This window comes from Pseudomonas sp. Irchel 3E19 (genome assembly GCF_900187585.1).
Classification (GTDB): Bacteria; Pseudomonadota; Gammaproteobacteria; order Pseudomonadales; family Pseudomonadaceae; genus Aquipseudomonas; species Aquipseudomonas baetica.
Map to the genome: position 1 here is coordinate 29006 of NZ_FYDT01000051.1, position 15947 is coordinate 44952.

The following is a 15947-nucleotide window of genomic DNA, read 5'->3' on the forward strand; positions in this document are numbered from 1 at the left end:
GGTTGTGGATAACCTCGACGATGAGGTTATCCACAGACCATGCCAATCACATCTCTAAACGTCTCAGTACCAGCGTGCTTCGCCCGGCGGACGTTTTTTGAAGCGCTTCATGCTCCACATGTACTGGCTTGGATAAGCGGCGACGTAGCGCTCGACGACTTTGCTCATCGCGGCGCAGGATTCTGCCGTATCGGTGCTGTACATCGCTTCCGGCGCGGCTTCAAGGATCACCTTGTAGCCGGAACCGTCGGGCAGGCGCAGCGCATGCAGAAACACGCCAACGGCTTTGCCACCGGCCAACATGTTCGGCACGAATTTGCTGGTCAGCGCCTGCGTGGCGAAGAAGGGTACGAAAATCCCCGCGGATTCGGCCGGTTCCGGGTCAGCGGGGATGCCCACTGCACCACCTTTGCGCACTTCCTTGATGACGCTGAGGATGCCTTCCTTGGTCGACGCGGCGACTTTGTTGCCCAGTTGCACGCGTTGCTTGCGCAGCAATTCATCCACAGCCTTCAACTTTGGCGGACGGTAGAAAATGATCGGTTTGCACTGGCTGCAATAGAAGTGGTTGAGCACTTCCCAGTTGCCCAGATGGCTGGTGATGCCGACTACGCCTTTGCCCGAAGCCAATGCATCCTTGAGGACGTCGAGGCCTTCGACTTCGCGCACCAGGTCGATGGAACGTTGCGCCGGCCAGATCCACGCGCAGGCGCTTTCGGTCAGGGACTTGCCGATGTCTTTCAGGCTCTGGCCGACCAGACGCTCACGTTCGGCCGGATCCATCTGTGGAAAACATTTGGCCAGGTTGATCCGCACCACGTCGCGGGAACGGTTGGGGGTTTTCCACATGATCCAGCCAATCGCCGAACCCACGGCCTGTACGGCTCGCCATGGCAGCAGGGCAAACAGCCGCAGAGCGCCTACCAGCAAGGCGCCTTTAAACTTTTCCACAGGTCACTCCTGATCTTTGTGCTGTGCGCGAGGCGGGCATTCTAACCGCCGTTGACGAGCTGCGCGTAGCGGTCGCAATCCTGCGTGTGATCCATGACCATGCCCGAGGCCTGCATCAACGCGTAGCAAATGGTCGGGCCGACGAACGTGAATCCGGCCTTTTTCAAGGCTTTGCTCATCGCCAGCGCTTCGGGGGTGATCGCCGGGACTTCGCTGCGATCCTTGAAATGATTGATGATCGGTCGGTCGCCGACGAACGACCAGAGCAACGCCACCGGGTCCTCCAGCGCCAGCCAGGCCTGGGCATTGCGCCGGGCGGCGTTGAGTTTGAGGCGGTTGCGGATGATGCCGGGATCAAGCATCAATTCGTCGATTTCAGCGTCGCTCATCTGCGCCACGCGCTGCACGTCGAAGCCGAACAACACCTCGCGATAGCGCTCGCGTTTGCGCAGCACGGTGATCCACGACAACCCGGCCTGGAACCCTTCGAGCGAAAGCAACTCGAACAAACCCTGCGCATCGCGTAGCGGCGTGCCCCACTCCTGATCGTGATAAGCCATGTACAGCGGATCTTCGGTACACCAAAAGCAGCGTGGCATAAGGCTCCAGGGGGCGTGCGCAGCAACGAATCGGGTATACTCCCGCTCTTTAAATCGCAGCCCAAGAAACAGGTGAATTTCGTGAGCCAGCCTACGCCAGCCGTGCGTACCTTCCAAGACTTGATCCTCGCGCTCCAGCAATACTGGGCCGAGCAAGGTTGTGTGGTACTTCAGCCCTACGATATGGAAGTAGGCGCCGGCACTTTCCACACCGCGACCTTCCTGCGCGCCATCGGCCCGGAAACCTGGAACGCCGCTTACGTGCAGCCAAGCCGCCGTCCGACTGACGGCCGTTACGGCGAAAACCCGAACCGTCTGCAGCACTACTATCAATTCCAGGTAGTTCTGAAGCCGAACCCGGACAACTTCCAGGAACTGTACCTGGGCTCCCTCAAGCATGTCGGTCTGGACCCGCTGGTCCACGACATTCGCTTCGTCGAAGACAACTGGGAATCGCCGACCCTCGGCGCCTGGGGTCTGGGCTGGGAAGTCTGGCTCAACGGTATGGAAGTCACTCAGTTCACTTACTTCCAGCAGGCGGGCGGCATCGAGTGCTACCCGGTGACCGGCGAGATCACCTACGGTCTCGAGCGTCTGGCCATGTACCTGCAAGGCGTGGATTCGGTCTACGACCTGGTCTGGGCCGACGGCCCGATGGGCAAAGTGACCTACGGCGACGTGTTCCACCAGAACGAAGTGGAGCAGTCCACCTACAACTTCGAACACGCCAACGTCGACAAGCTGTTCGAACTGTTCGACTTCTATGAAGGCGAAGCCAAGCGCCTGATCGAACTCGACCAGCCGCTGCCGTTGCCGAGCTACGAAATGGTGTTGAAGGCCTCGCACACCTTCAACCTGCTGGATGCGCGCCGGGCGATCTCGGTGACCGCGCGTCAACAATACATTCTGCGCGTTCGCACCCTGGCGCGTTCCGTCGCCCAAGCCTACCTGCTGGCCCGCGCCAAGCTGGGCTTCCCGATGGCGACCCCGGACCTGCGTGACGAAGTACTGGCCAAGCTGGAGGCTGCACAATGAGTGCGCAAGATTTTCTGGTTGAACTGGGCACCGAAGAACTGCCACCCAAAGCCCTGAACACTTTGGCTGACGCTTTCCTCGCCGGTATCGACAAAGGCCTGCAAGCCGCCGGCCTGAGCTACGAGAGCAAAACCGTCTACGCCGCGCCGCGTCGTCTGGCTGTGCTGATCACAGCGTTGGCCACCCAGCAACCGGACCGCAGCATCAACCTCGACGGCCCGCCACGTCAGGCGGCGTTCGACGCTGAAGGCAATCCGACTCAGGCTGCCTTGGGTTTTGCCAAGAAGTGCGGCGTCGAGCTGAGCGAAATCGACCAGAGCGGTCCGAAACTGCGCTACAGCCAGAGCATCGCCGGCAAGCCGACCGCGAGCCTGCTGCCGACCATCGTTGAAGACTCGCTGAATGACCTGCCGATCCCGAAACGCATGCGTTGGGGTGCGCGCAAAGAAGAGTTCGTGCGTCCGACCCAATGGCTGGTGATGCTGCTCGGTGACCAGGTCATCGACTGCACGATCCTCGCGCAGAAGGCTGGTCGTGATTCCCGTGGTCACCGCTTCCATCACCCGGAAAGTGTGCGCATCGGTTCGCCGTCGAGCTACCTGGCCGACCTGCGTGCTGCCTACGTTCTGGCTGACGCCAACGAGCGTCGCGAGATCATCAGCAAGCGCACCGAAGAACTGGCCACCCGTCAGGAAGGCACGGCAATCGTTCCACCGGCGCTGCTCGACGAAGTGACCGCGCTGGTTGAATGGCCAGTGCCGCTGGTGTGCTCGTTCGAGGAACGCTTCCTCGACGTGCCGCAAGAAGCGCTGATCACCACCATGCAGGACAACCAGAAGTACTTCTGCCTGCTGGATGCCGACGGCAAGCTGCTGCCACGTTTCATCACTGTGGCCAACATCGAAAGCAAAGACCCGCAGCAGATCATCGCCGGTAACGAGAAAGTGGTTCGCCCACGTCTGACCGACGCCGAGTTCTTCTTCAAGCAAGACAAGAAGCAGAAACTCGAAGTGTTCAACGATCGCCTGAAGAACGTGGTGTTCCAGGAAAAACTCGGCAGCGTCTACGACAAGGCCGAGCGCGTATCGAAACTGGCGGCGTACATCGCTGCACGCATCGGCGGCAACGCATCGTGGGCTGCCCGCGCAGGCCTGCTGTCGAAGTGCGACCTGGCCACCGAAATGGTCGGCGAGTTCCCGGAGATGCAAGGTGTCGCCGGTTACTACTACGCGCTCAATGACGGCGAGCCGGAAGATGTCGCGCTGGCACTGAACGAGCAGTACATGCCTCGCGGTGCCGGTGCTGAGCTGCCGGCGACCCTGACCGGTGCAGCCGTCGCTATCGCCGACAAGCTCGACACCCTGGTCGGCATCTTCGGTATCGGCATGCTGCCAACCGGCAGCAAAGACCCGTATGCCCTGCGCCGTGCGGCACTGGGCGTGCTGCGCATCCTGATCGAGAAACAACTGGATCTGGACCTGAACGACGCCGTGGCCTTCGCCGTGAACGGGTTCGGTGCCAAGGTCAAGGCTGCCGGCCTGAACGAGTCGGTGCTGGAATTCATCTTCGACCGTCTGCGTGCGCGTTACGAAGACGAAGGCGTCGATGTCGCCACTTACCTGTCGGTACGTGCCCTGAAGCCGGGTTCGGCGCTGGACTTCGACCAGCGTGTGCAAGCGGTGCAGGCCTTCCGCAAACTGCCGGAAGCGGCAGCACTGGCGGCGGTGAACAAGCGTGTTTCCAACCTGTTGAGTAAGGTTGAAGGCTCGGTGCCGACCGTGGTCGAAGCCAAGTACTTCGACAACGCCAACGAGTTCTCGCTGTACTCGGCGATCCAACAGGCTGACCAAGCTGTGCAGCCAATGGCAGCGGCGCGTCAGTACAACGAATCGCTGGCACGCCTGGCGGCACTGCGTGAACCGGTCGACGCGTTCTTCGACGCGGTGATGGTCAATGCCGAAGACGCCAAGGTTCGAGCCAACCGTTACGCGCTGCTGGCGCGTCTGCGCGGCTTGTTCCTGGGTGTTGCTGACATCTCGCTGCTGGGTTGAGGGATTGCTGTTGAAACTGCTGATTCTCGATCGGGACGGGGTGATCAATTACGACTCCGACGCTTACATCAAGTCGGTGGCGGAGTGGATTCCTTTGCCCGGCTCGATCGAGGCGATTGCGCAGTTGAGCAAGGCCGGCTGGACGGTGGCGGTCGCCACCAACCAGTCGGGCATTGCTCGCGGCTATTACGACCTCGCCACCCTAGACGCCATGCACGCGCGCCTGCGCGAGTTGGTGGCCGAGCAGGGCGGTGACGTCGGGCTGATCGTGTATTGCCCGCATGGGCCGGATGAAGGCTGCGATTGCCGCAAGCCGAAACCGGGGATGTTGAAGACCATCGCGCAGCATTACAACGTAGCGCTGACCAATGTCTGGTTCGTTGGCGACAGCCTTGGTGACCTGGAGGCCGCCAAAGCCGTCGATTCACAGCCAGTTTTGGTAAAGACCGGGAAAGGCGAAAAGACTCAGGGCAAAACCCTGCCGGTTGGCACTCTGATTTTTGACGATCTGGCGGCGATTGCCGCAGAACTTATCCACAACTAGAGTACTTCTGAAATTCCTGACCAGGGATTGATCGGGAGTGCGCTTGAACAGTCGGGCATTGCCCGTAACGGTAAACGTCGCCATGTCGATACTGCGGGCCTTCAGAATCTTCCTTTTTTACCTGCTGCTGGGCACCACGTCCTTGCTGTGGTGCAGCCTGAGCTTTTTCATCGCGCCCTTTTTGCCATTCAAGGCGCGCTATCGTTTTATCAACGTGTACTGGTGCCGTTGCGCCTTGTGGTTGACCAAGGTGTTCCTCGGTATCCGCTATGAAATCAAAGGCGCGGAAAATGTGCCTGACCGGCCCTGCGTGATTCAGTCGAACCACCAGAGCACCTGGGAGACGTTTTTTCTCTCCGCTTATTTCTCGCCGTTGAGTCAGGTGCTCAAGCGCGAATTGCTCTACGTGCCGTTCTTCGGCTGGGCCATGGCCATGCTGCGGCCGATCGCCATTGACCGCGACAACCCGAAAGCTGCGCTCAAACAAGTGGCGGCTAAAGGTCATGAACTGCTCAAGGACAACGTCTGGGTGCTGATCTTCCCGGAAGGCACACGTGTTCCTTTTGGCACTGTCGGCAAGTTCTCCCGCAGTGGCAGCGCATTGGCGGTAAATGCGGCGCTTCCGGTCCTGCCGATTGCACACAATGCCGGCAAGTTCTGGCCGAAAATCGGCTGGGGCAAGAAGTCCGGTGTGATCACGGTGGTCATCGGTGAACCGATGTACGCCGAAGGCACGGGTCCTCGCGCCATCGCCGAGCTCAACGACCGGGTACAAGCCTGGAACGAGAAGACTCAGCGGGAAATGGGTTCGCTGCCACCGGGCCCGCAAACCTCGGCTGCAAACGATCAGATTGCTGTCTGAGATTTTGTGGATAACCTGTGTACGGTTTTGTTGAAAAGGCTTGAATATTGAAATTAAGTAATTGATTTACTTACATATTTCTCAAGCTCATAAAAATCCGTAAAAGGTGCATAAGTTTTTTTCGGAAGTAAAAAAACCGGCTGATATAGCCGGTTTTTTTGTGCCTGATCACTCAGGGATCAGCGGCAATTCGAGCAAAAACGTGGTGCCCCGATCAACCACGCTGCGGCACTCGATTCGGCCACCATGGTGATCAACCACGGCTTTGACCATCGACAGACCCAGGCCTACGCCATCGATCCCTTGGGCTGAGGAAAAGCGCCGGTATTGAATGAACAGATCGGGCAACTCTTCGGCGGCGATACCTTTGCCTTGATCCGTCAGCTCGCAGCGCAACCATTCATTATTGCAACTGACACGCAACTGAATCGTGGTGTCGGCCGGGCTGTACTTGATGGCGTTTTCCAGCAGATTGAACAGCGCGCGTGTCAGCAGCCCCTGGTCGGCCGACACCAGCCGTTCCTGGGATTGCTCATCCATCTCGTGCAGCAGTTCGATGTGTTTTTGCTGGGCGATCGGCAACGCCTGATCGAGCACATCGAGTACCAGCATGGCGAACAGGCTCGGCTGGAACTGATAGGTCTCGGATTCGGCCCGAGCCAGCAACACGAAGCCGTCAGTCAGATCTAAAGCGCGGCGGACCTGACGCTCGATCTGCTCAAACAACGGTGCATCAACCCCAGCCTGATGACGGTGGACATCGAGCAGAGCAAGGATCGCCGAATGAGGCGCCCGCAGATCGTGGGAGAGGAATCGCAGCAAGACGCCGCGTTGCTCCTCGGCTTCACGCTCGGCACTCAGATCCGTCAAGCTCAGCAGCCATCCGATTGGCGTGTCGCCGTCCACCGGCAGCAACGCGGCACGCTCCAGGCGCAAGCTGCGTTCCTTGTGATCGCGAAACTCCAGTAGCGGCAGGGCGGACAACAGTGGACGCGACGCTGTGGACAACTCCGGGTAACCAAGCTGCGCCAATTGATCGAGAACGTCATCTCCCACCAAAGAATGATCGAACAGATGGCGAGCCTTGCGATTGCCCAACAGAATCTGCCCCTTGGGGTCGCTGATCAATGTGGCAACGGGCAAGTACTCCAGCCCGTCAGCGATGAACCGCCGCGTATCGCGAGTACGGCTCATGGCTTGCTCGAGCGCCATGATCTGGCCCTGCAAGCGATCAGCGCTGGTGAACTGTGCACGGCGGCGCTCGGGAAAGACTTTCGGTTCGCTGTCGAGGCGCGCCAGTTCCCAACCGAAATACGTGAGCACCACACTCAGGCGCCGCCAGTTCCAGATCAGATAACCGAACAGCATGCCCAGCGCGGAGGGCGTGGGCGACCAAAAGCGTTTGAATTCCGCCAGACCGGCGCTGGTCGCCAATACGCACGCGATGCCGACCAGCGTGACCCATAACGCCAGTCGCGGCCGCCACAGCAACAGCCCCAGCACGCATGCCACAAACACCACTGACACCAACGCGCTCAACCCCGGCGTTACGTCGTGCAGATTGACCTGCGCTCGATACGAAAGCAGCGCAGTCAGCGGTAACAGCACTAGACTTATCCACAACCATTCGCGCACCAACTGGCGAAACAGTCGCTGGACCTGGCTCGGCTCGCGGCTTTCATGCCGTCGGCGGTCATTCATGAGGAAAAAGGGCAGGGCGGGTGAATGGTTTCATAGGCCACAGGTCTGAGACATGACTCGAAGAATCATAGCGGACGTCGACCACCGGCGGCCGCTTACTTTCATAGCGTTGGCTGAGCGACCAAAGTTGACGGCCAATGCCCAGCAACAAGGAACCATCGCGTATGCGCGTTGCGATACTGGACGATGAACCCGCCGAACTGCGCCGGGTTGAGCAGACCCTGCAGCAAATGGCCGATGCTGGCGAACAGCCTTGGTCGCTACACAGCTTCGAACGCGGCGAGGATCTGCTGCGACAGCTGCGCCGTGAAACCTTCGACCTGTTGATCCTTGACTGGCAACTGCCCGACCTCACGGGGCTGATGCTGCTGCGCTGGACTCGCGAACATATGGAGGCACCACCCGCAGCAATCATGCTCACCAGCCGCGACGGCGAAAGCGATATCGTCCAGGCCCTCAACGCCGGCGCCGACGACTACGTCAGCAAGCCGTTCCGGCCCAATGAGTTAAAGGCGCGGGTAGCGGCGGTATTACGTCGGCATCACCAGCAACGTAGCGCCGCCGCCGAAGTGCTGAGCTTCAATGACCTGACCTTCGATGACGCCGAACTGACGGTGACCCGCGAGGGCAAATCCATTGTCATGACCGAACGCGAGTACCGCCTGGCGCGCTGCCTGTTCAGCAACCTCGGGCGACCGTTGTCGCGGGATTATCTGTACGAACGCTTCTGGCCCCACGAAGAAATCGCCTCGTCACGGCCGCTCGATACGCACATCTACCGGCTGCGTAACAAGCTGGGGCTGACGGCAGATCGTGGGTGGCAGTTGCTGACGATTTACGGGTATGGGTATCGGTTGGAGAGTGTGACGACGGCGGGCGAGTGAATCGCGGGTAATAAAAAAGGCCAACGCAATGCGTTGGCCTTTTTCGTTGGAGCCGACCGGGATGTAGGTTCACTGTTGGCGCTGGTGCGACTTTAACCCAGACTGTCGGAATTCATTGACCCACCCGAATACTCAGTAAACGATGGCCTTGCGCGGGATTTCAGCTGCTGAATATGGGTCAGTCAAAATCAGCAGCTTGGGTCAAAGTCGCACCAGCGCCAACACAGTGGTCATTCACAGCATCTCACCCGCCAACAAGGCCCGGGTCTGGAGGAAACAAGGTCAAGGCTTCAACGAGAGGGCGACAAAAAGCCACCTCTCAGAGGCACGCATCAAAAAAAACCGGATTAGCTGACGACAGCCCCTTTCGGGCCACTGGCAATCAACGCGGCCCCGCAGGCGGTTTTCATACCGTCGAGCGCGATGGGGGTGCCATCGACGGTGTAGGTGCTGCTGCCTTCGGCAATCGGGAATATCCCTTTGCACAACGGGCAACTGACCTTGTGACCGACCCCGGCGATCGGCTTGCCGTTGAGGTCGGTCTGGTGGAAGGCTTCGAGGACTTTTCCACCGTGGGTGGTGGAGTCGCCCAAGCGAATTGCGTCTTTCATTTCGTCCCTCCTTTGACTATTGGTCGCTAGCTCACACTCATTCGGGCTCAGTCCGCGTTTATCGAGCACGGCAACTCCATTCAACCCTCTCGTCGTGATCAACTGCAAAGACGACGGAACACAGGTGCTGCAGACAACTAGTTAGTCCGAGAGAAGAGCGGCAAATTTTCGATGTACTTCTGCAAGTTCCAAAGCTTCTGATTCAAATAACTCGACCGGGTCGTCGTGTTCAGTAATTGCCTTGATCTGGATAGATATTTTCACCAAGCACTAACTTACATCAACTCGTGCACAGGTGATTTTCTTCAGAGACCGGTTTAGGGCTAAATCGCATGACGACGCTCCCATTTCTCACTGCTAGCGCGCCAAACGCTAACCCCATCAATTTTTGGTTCATCACGCTCTACGATCATGGTGTATCGATAACGTTGTTTCAGCCCTTTTTTTCTGACTGCCTGAATATTCGTTTCCTTATCTAGCTGTTCTTCGGTATCAGCTAAAATGGTCTGTTCATACTCCGGAGGCTGTCCAGTACCTAATGTATCGAGCCTTGCTGATCCAAGAGCAATTGAAGCTTTCACACTCAGATTTTCAGAGAATATCGCTTCCAACCTTGATTTTGCTGCTTCATTCGCCTTAGTCCGATACCCCGAATCAGTCTTGTATGCGTCGCATCGCTTCTCGGCATGAAATCCCACCTCCCACTCATGCATCTGCGAAAGAAAATTTTGTAATCGCTCACTAGGTGACATAAAACGCTCCTATCAACAATCGCACGAACAAGGGTTGTGGAATAGCCGACTTTCAGTATTCCCGTCAACTCTCGCCTGGTACAAAACAGAATGAGGTCGAGTGGCACCTTCATCGTACTGAGGGGTGACACGTACTATTACGTTACTACCGCCTTTAACAGCTTCGGCAATATCTCCCTCAAAGTCACGGAACTCACCACGGTTAACACTAGGGGCTTGAGGAAAAATGTTCCCCTTACCACCGCTTCCACCCAGTCGATTTCCGATGGCATGGCCAGCGTCGTCCGTATTACAGCCTAAGTTACGCGCAAACCCCCGTGAACTGGTGTTGGTATCTGTCCCAGTTCCCAAATCTTCAGGTCGAATTTTCGCGGTTACCTGTTTGCGCCATATCCTTGCCCTTCTCCAACATGTCCCAACTCTTGCTCGGCAATACTTTGGCGACCATCGCCTGCACCTGACTCGGCACCTCTTCAGGCCCCGGCGGGTTCAACGGCCATTCCGGTTTACCGATGTAGCTGCCATCGCTCCAGGTGTGCGCCGGGTCTTTGCCGAACAGCACACGCGCCGGGCCCATCAAGAAAACTCCTAAGACTCTTATCGTTCCTGGATCCGCGAGAACTGATATTTCGTCAAGCTTGATATTCTGATCACAATCGACTGCAGTGCCATGAAGGGTGAAGCATCTTAGACTCTTCATAATTTGAACCCCAGGGTTCACGTTTTATAAACATCAAAAAACGGTGCACCCTGAAGGATTCTAGAAGTGTTATTGCGCCTTGACCCACGCGGAAATCATTTTCTTTATTTCATCCATCAAGGATAGTTTTCCGAATATAACAAGCTCACATCCCGCTTCCTTGTCGTTGTACGAGGAAACCTCATCGACCTCCTCGTCTAATACTATTCTAAGAATTTGACCATTTACCTCATTTCTTGCAGAAAAAATTGGATTTCCGTCCATGAACGGCGTGCCGTTTGAAAAGAATGTATTGTAAAAAGGCGCCTTGAATACTTCACTAGCGACTTCGTTTTTCTGAACCTCTAGATAAAAGAATTTATAAAGATCCTGCTCTAGCTGGAAATAGCTGTCTTTGTTGCTCAGGTAGTCATCAAACATTTTTTCTACTCCACAAATGCTTTGCCAGTAATTACTTCGATATCAACGCGCTCACCTTTGGTATCGTTTACCTTGAACGTCTTACTGATATACGCATCCGCTCCGCCGCACTTAGCCGAATTATCGATATATTTGTCCGCCTTCTTGAAAGCATCCTGTCGGGCTGCTAGGTCTTTTTTATTGAGTTTTCCTTTCAACTCCTCAAGCTTTTTCTTAGCATCGCTAGCGGTCAGAGGCGTATCTTGGTTCCATGCGACAGACTCTTCAAGCTTGGCACCTTGAGCTTGAATACGTCCTCTATGGGCTGCCAATCCTAAAGGATCGACCCACCCCATAGGATTCGGGGCATACTGATAAATATTTATGCCACCCTCATAACTTATTGGGTCCTTACTAATAAACCGCCCTACCCCCGGATCATAGTACCGATACCGGTTGTAATGCAGCCCCGTCTCATGATCGTGATACTGCCCCTGGAACCGTATCGGGTTCATAACGCCATGCTGCCGCGCCCACTCCGAACGCTGCTCCGTCACCTGCCCCCACGCCTTGTACTGCGCGGTCCACGCCATGTTGCCTTGCGAGTCCGTCAGTTCCTGCGGCGTACCGAGGTGATCGCATTGATACCAGGCCAACGCGTCAAACACTAATGCCGTGGCCTTGTGATTCCACAACGGGTCCTCATCCAGACTGTATTCACCACTGTAATCCGGCAGTCCGATCAGATCGATTGGCGCATGCCGTACAGCCTGAGCGATCGGGACGAAGGTGCCCGGTTCGAAGACGTAGTGCACCGTGCGACCCGGTTCGCCATCGCTTTGCGCTGGGCTGCTTTCCCAAGCGAGGTTGTCGCCATCCCAGCCGTACAAGGTGAAGCCGCAGCCGAGTTCGCGTTGTTTGCGGGCGTGTTCGTTTCTGTTCCAGAGGGAACCTGCTTCCGGGCGCTGTTTGTAGTGGGCACGGGAATTTTTGTGCAGGCGGCGTCCCAACGCGTCGTAGGCGAAATCCACGCTCAGGCGCGAGTCTTCGAAATGCACCAGTCGATCAAACAAATCCCACTGCAGATCACTGCGTTGACCGTTGTGCCAGCGCTGGATCTGATTACCGCGCTCGTCGTAATCGTAGTGGGTGCCGGCGTATTCGCGCAGCAAGTTGTCGACCAGTTTGCTGCGCGGTGGGGTCAGGTCCAGTGGGCGGCGAATTTCCGTTGCCTTGTCGTCCAGCAAGTTGCCGGCCGGGTCGAAGGCGAAGGTTTCCACGCCTTGACGTGTGGTAGCGCTGAGCAGTCGGCCGACGGGATCGTAACGATAGGCGAGCGGGCCACGACGACTGTCGTTGATGTCGGTCAGTTGGCCGGCAGCGTCGTAGGTGTATTCGCGTTTGAGCAGTGTGGATTTGTCGTCGCTGCAGCCCAGCAGTTGCTCTTGGAGGCGACCGGCAGGGTCCCAGCTTTGAGTTTGCAGCAGGTGGTTGCCTTGATGGCGGGCGACTTCGCGGTGCAGGTCGTCGCGCTCGTAACCGATCAGTTCGTGGTCGTCCAGGCGCAGACCGAGCAGGTGGCCGCTGCCGTAGGTCAACCAACTGACGCGGTGGCCGTCCGGGCGCACGGTAGCAACACGCTGATTCAGCACGTCGTACTCGTGCTGCCAGATTGCGACGGTGGGCTTTTCCAGTCCTAGGTAATGTTGGTGCTCGCGCAGCAGATTGCCGGCCGGGTCGTGGAACCATTGCAGGCGGCTGTCGGCGTTGTCGGCCAGCACCAGGTTGCCGTTGCCATCGTAGGCGAAAGTTTCGCTTTGCGACTGGTCGCCCAAGGTGGCGCGACGCTCGGTCAAGCGGCCCATCGGGTCGAAGCTCAACGAGATGACGCGTTGGCCATTTATCGATTGCGCGAGGCGCCCGGTGAGTGGGTCGTACTGATAGCGCGTGCTGCGTCCATCGAAACCGCGTTCTTCGAGCAAACGACCGACCGGGTCGTAGTGGAACTGCGCACGCTGTTCGTTTTCGTTTTCCAGCGCCGTTAACCGCCCGAGACGGTCCCAGCGATAGCGCAGGGTTTGCTCGGCAGCGTCGATGCGTTCGGCGATCAAGCCGGCAGCGGTATAACTCCAGGTGGTGCAGCGATCCAGACCATCTACATGCGCCAACAATCGACCTTCGGCGTCGCGCTCAAAGCGTTCCTCGGTCTTGTCCGGGTGCTTGATCAGCACCAGTTGGCCAGCCTTGTATTCGTATTCGATGGCGTTGCCGGCGGCGTCGGTGAAGCAGATCATTTGCCCCAGTTCGTTGTACTCCCACGCGCTGGTTTTGCCCGAGCAATCGACGTATTCGACCAGTTGCCCGGCGTCGTTGTAGTCCAACGTCTTTTCGTTGCCGTTGGCGTCCTTGATCGCGGTGGGCTGGCCGGATTTGTTGTAGGCGTATTCGGTTTTGTTACCCAGCGGATCGAGCGCTTCGACCAGATTGCCTTGGTCGTCATAGGCGCGCTGCCACTGACCGCCCTCAGCATCGCTGATCTTGATCAGCAGATCCTGATCATCGTAGGCGTAATGCATCACCGTGTGATCGGCGCGGATGTGTTCGAGCAGGTTGCTGCGTTCATCGTAGCTGTAGCGATCGGTGCTGCCGTCGGCATTCACACGGCGCACGATGTTCTTCGCCTCGTCGCGGAAGAACCATTCCGAACGCTCATCGGCGTAGCGAATGCGATAGGTGTAGCCAAGGATGTCGTAGTAGTGCCAGGTCTCGTTGCCGAGAGCATCGGTGACGTAGGTCAGACGGATGTTTTCGTCCCACTCCAGACGTGTGTCGAAGCTGCCGTCGTCCGCCCATTCGCGGATGGCTTTGGCCTTGGCACTTGAACCGTCCCACTGCAAATTCATGCCGCGCCCGGTGCGGTCGGTGTAGCGAGTGATCAGGTGATGCTGGAACTGATACGACCAGACGGCGCCGTTCTCGTCCTGCGCCTGAATCAGGTCGCCATAGGCGTCGTACTGGTACGCACAAAGCTGTCGCAGCGGCTCGCCGTCGACGATCTGCCAGAGGCCGATAAACCGGCCGTGATCGTCGATCATCGTGCCGAGGTGCGAGTGCACCTTGCTGGTGTCGTTTTCCTGGTAGGTGATCAGGTCGGAGAGCACCGAGTGTTCGCCGTGACGATGCTCGTAATGCAGCATGATCCCCGTGCCATTGCGCAGCGAGATATTGCTCAGCACATAGCGCTGGCCACGGCGGACGTAGGTTTCCTTGCGTTCGAAACCACGGCACAGCAGCAGTTGATCTTCGCCACTGCGAACAAGGGTGATGTTTTCGATGGCGTCATAATGGAACAGACCGAGTTTGGGCAGCGGATAGCCGTGGTCTCGGCCATCGGCGCCGTAGAACGTCAGGCCCTCGTCCACGCAGTCGAAACGCGTGGTGAACTCGCTGATCCAGCGGGCACCGAGTTCGCTCTGATCGTAGGCGTCGAGGCGCGAGTTATAGGTGCGCGTCCACTCGACCGGGAATGGGCCGGGCAAGCTGAAATCGGTATGGCTGAGGCTTTCTGAACCCAGAGCAAAATTGATGCTGTGTCGGGTGCTGGAGCAGGCGCAGTTTTTCTTCGGCTGGGGGGCGTGAGTTGCCGGGGCCTGTTGACTGTTTGCACCCAGGCCACCCTCAGAGGCCGTGTGCTTGGCCTGACTGGTCTTGTTAGGTTTGACACCAGCACTTTGGCCATGGGCGTTGCGTTTGCGCCAGAGGGTGACGGCGCTCGACAGGATCAGCAGCAACCAACCGATGGAGTTCTGCACTGACTCATCGTCAAGCTTACTCAACTGGGTGCGCAGTTCCGGGCCCATCGCGCGCAGCTTGGCAGTCTCGGCGGACACCCTTTTTTTCACGTCATCGGGCAGTAAATTGTCGGCCGCGCTATTGGCCAAACCTTTGCCGGCGGCCTTCAAGGTGTTGTTGGCAGCCGAGAAAATATTGCCGATTGACGCAAGCGGATCATTCTTGAATTGATCGACCGCCGCACTCGTTTGTGCGCTGGCCGCACTCAGATTGCCCTTGGCATCAAGCTTGCCATTGGCGACCGCTTCAAGGCCTTTGGCTATCTCTTTGATCGCGTCCTCACCCAGCTTGCCGGCGTCCGCCAGAATGCCGGGCAGCTTGCCTTTGGCTTGTTGAACAAAGTCGTCCAGCGTGCCGATGATAGAAGCGTTCAGGTGACCAACCAGAACCTCGATCACGGATGCACTTAGCAGCATCTTGCTGGTGGCCTTCATCTCTTGTCGCACCAGAAACAAGGTCGGACGCAAAGTCATGCGTGCCGCCGCCATGGCCGGTGGCAGTGGCAACACACCGATCAGGTTGATGCCCAGACTGGCCCACGCCAGTAGGTCGCGTTTCTGCGCGTTGGACAGGGTAACGATGTCACCCAGCGCATCGACCAACGCCATGATGTTGCCGACCACCGGCAAGGCGCCGGCGACGTTCTTGATCCGGTCGAGGGTGACCACACCACCACTGGCCGATTGCAGCCATGCATCGAAGGTCGCCGCGCTCCTGGCAACGTCCTTGATGTCGATGGCGTTCAGTGGAACGATGGCAACCTGAGCTTCACGCTTTACGATTTCAGTGGTCATGACAGCATCTCACCCGCCAACAGGCCCGGGGTTTTCAAGGAAGGTTTTGGCAGCGTTGGTGCGGGAAGCGTCGGCAATCGGCCGCCCTTGCTCGCGGCGCCGAGGATGCTCGACGCACTCGGCATCGCCGCGCTCGCCAGTTTCGGCAGTCCGGCTACTCCGCCCTGCACTGCGCCTTTCACCTGCTGAGCCGTTTGCATTGCGCCCTGCGC

The 15947-nt window shown here is 57.9% G+C and carries 15 protein-coding genes; 5 read left to right on the plus strand and 10 right to left on the minus strand.

Translation table 11 applies throughout. The annotated features are described in order from the left end of the window. Window positions 1-63 precede the first annotated feature (63 nt). Window positions 64-951: a lysophospholipid acyltransferase gene (locus CKW18_RS24275; protein ID WP_095191112.1), complete on the minus strand. Its 888-nt coding sequence runs from the start codon at window positions 949-951 to the stop codon at window positions 64-66. A gap of 41 nt (window positions 952-992) precedes the next feature. Beyond that, window positions 993-1550, minus strand: a complete 558-nt coding sequence (locus CKW18_RS24280) for a DNA-3-methyladenine glycosylase I (RefSeq protein WP_095191113.1) — start codon at window positions 1548-1550, stop codon at window positions 993-995. A gap of 81 nt (window positions 1551-1631) precedes the next feature. Between CKW18_RS24280 and glyQ the strand changes: the two genes are divergently transcribed. The 4 genes from glyQ (at window position 1632) to CKW18_RS24300 (ending at window position 6042) form a co-directional block, all read left to right on the plus strand. Beyond that, window positions 1632-2585, plus strand: coding sequence for a glycine--tRNA ligase subunit alpha (glyQ, locus tag CKW18_RS24285; protein WP_034152298.1), 954 nt, complete (start codon window positions 1632-1634; stop codon window positions 2583-2585). Beyond that, window positions 2582-4636, plus strand: a complete 2055-nt coding sequence (gene glyS, locus CKW18_RS24290) for a glycine--tRNA ligase subunit beta (RefSeq protein WP_095191114.1) — start codon at window positions 2582-2584, stop codon at window positions 4634-4636. Before glyQ ends, glyS begins: the two co-directional genes overlap by 4 nt. Window positions 4637-4640: 4 nt before the next feature. Then, complete coding sequence (gene gmhB / locus CKW18_RS24295) at window positions 4641-5180, plus strand: D-glycero-beta-D-manno-heptose 1,7-bisphosphate 7-phosphatase (protein WP_167394877.1); 540 nt, start codon at window positions 4641-4643, stop codon at window positions 5178-5180. Window positions 5181-5262: 82 nt separating this feature from the next. After that, window positions 5263-6042, plus strand: a complete 780-nt coding sequence (locus CKW18_RS24300) for a 1-acyl-sn-glycerol-3-phosphate acyltransferase (protein WP_095191116.1) — start codon at window positions 5263-5265, stop codon at window positions 6040-6042. 168 nt (window positions 6043-6210) lie between these two features. Here CKW18_RS24300 and CKW18_RS24305 read toward each other — a convergent pair whose 3' ends face one another. Beyond that, the gene (locus CKW18_RS24305) at window positions 6211-7743 is read right to left on the minus strand and encodes a HAMP domain-containing sensor histidine kinase (protein ID WP_095191117.1); all 1533 of its coding nucleotides are present in this window, start codon (window positions 7741-7743) and stop codon (window positions 6211-6213) included. Window positions 7744-7907: 164 nt separating this feature from the next. Here CKW18_RS24305 and CKW18_RS24310 point away from each other — a divergent pair, with 164 nt between their 5' ends. After that, window positions 7908-8627 (plus strand): response regulator transcription factor, encoded by a 720-nt coding sequence (locus CKW18_RS24310; RefSeq protein ID WP_095191118.1) that lies wholly within the window; start codon window positions 7908-7910, stop codon window positions 8625-8627. A gap of 347 nt (window positions 8628-8974) precedes the next feature. Here the strand turns inward: CKW18_RS24310 and CKW18_RS24315 are convergent, their stop codons facing one another. The 7 genes from CKW18_RS24315 to CKW18_RS24345 form a co-directional block, all read right to left on the minus strand. Beyond that, window positions 8975-9238, minus strand: a complete 264-nt coding sequence (locus CKW18_RS24315; RefSeq protein WP_095191119.1) for a PAAR domain-containing protein — start codon at window positions 9236-9238, stop codon at window positions 8975-8977. A gap of 323 nt (window positions 9239-9561) precedes the next feature. Then, window positions 9562-9990: an NTF2 fold immunity protein gene (locus CKW18_RS24320; RefSeq protein WP_095191120.1), complete on the minus strand. Its 429-nt coding sequence runs from the start codon at window positions 9988-9990 to the stop codon at window positions 9562-9564. Window positions 9991-10002: 12 nt separating this feature from the next. Continuing rightward, entirely contained in the window at window positions 10003-10341 is a 339-nt protein-coding gene (locus CKW18_RS24325; RefSeq protein WP_238156158.1) for a DNA/RNA non-specific endonuclease, read from the minus strand. 4 nt (window positions 10342-10345) lie between these two features. Next, window positions 10346-10567: a hypothetical protein gene (locus tag CKW18_RS31170; RefSeq protein WP_256587086.1), complete on the minus strand. Its 222-nt coding sequence runs from the start codon at window positions 10565-10567 to the stop codon at window positions 10346-10348. 192 nt (window positions 10568-10759) lie between these two features. Further along, the gene (locus CKW18_RS24335) at window positions 10760-11110 is read right to left on the minus strand and encodes a hypothetical protein (RefSeq protein ID WP_095191122.1); all 351 of its coding nucleotides are present in this window, start codon (window positions 11108-11110) and stop codon (window positions 10760-10762) included. A gap of 5 nt (window positions 11111-11115) precedes the next feature. Next, window positions 11116-15735, minus strand: a complete 4620-nt coding sequence (locus CKW18_RS24340) for an RHS repeat-associated core domain-containing protein (protein WP_256587087.1) — start codon at window positions 15733-15735, stop codon at window positions 11116-11118. Beyond that, window positions 15732-15947 (minus strand): hypothetical protein (locus CKW18_RS24345; protein ID WP_141233149.1); only part of this gene is annotated, 216 nt, incomplete at its 5' end. The genes CKW18_RS24345 and CKW18_RS24340, both read right to left, overlap by 4 nt.

What these genes read in the sequence shown, in the direction of transcription:
- CKW18_RS31170 (WP_256587086.1), bottom strand. Translation starts at nt 10,567, where the DNA reads ATGGGCCCGGCGCGTGTGCTGTTCGGCAAAGACCCGGCGCACACCTGG.
- CKW18_RS24335 (WP_095191122.1), bottom strand. Translation starts at nt 11,110, where the DNA reads ATGTTTGATGACTACCTGAGCAACAAAGACAGCTATTTCCAGCTAGAG.
- CKW18_RS24280 (WP_095191113.1), bottom strand. Translation starts at nt 1,550, where the DNA reads ATGCCACGCTGCTTTTGGTGTACCGAAGATCCGCTGTACATGGCTTAT.
- CKW18_RS24315 (WP_095191119.1), bottom strand. Translation starts at nt 9,238, where the DNA reads ATGAAAGACGCAATTCGCTTGGGCGACTCCACCACCCACGGTGGAAAA.
- CKW18_RS24305 (WP_095191117.1), bottom strand. Translation starts at nt 7,743, where the DNA reads ATGAATGACCGCCGACGGCATGAAAGCCGCGAGCCGAGCCAGGTCCAG.
- glyS (WP_095191114.1), top strand. Translation starts at nt 2,582, where the DNA reads ATGAGTGCGCAAGATTTTCTGGTTGAACTGGGCACCGAAGAACTGCCA.
- CKW18_RS24320 (WP_095191120.1), bottom strand. Translation starts at nt 9,990, where the DNA reads ATGTCACCTAGTGAGCGATTACAAAATTTTCTTTCGCAGATGCATGAG.
- CKW18_RS24340 (WP_256587087.1), bottom strand. Translation starts at nt 15,735, where the DNA reads ATGACCACTGAAATCGTAAAGCGTGAAGCTCAGGTTGCCATCGTTCCA.
- CKW18_RS24300 (WP_095191116.1), top strand. Translation starts at nt 5,263, where the DNA reads ATGTCGATACTGCGGGCCTTCAGAATCTTCCTTTTTTACCTGCTGCTG.
- CKW18_RS24310 (WP_095191118.1), top strand. Translation starts at nt 7,908, where the DNA reads ATGCGCGTTGCGATACTGGACGATGAACCCGCCGAACTGCGCCGGGTT.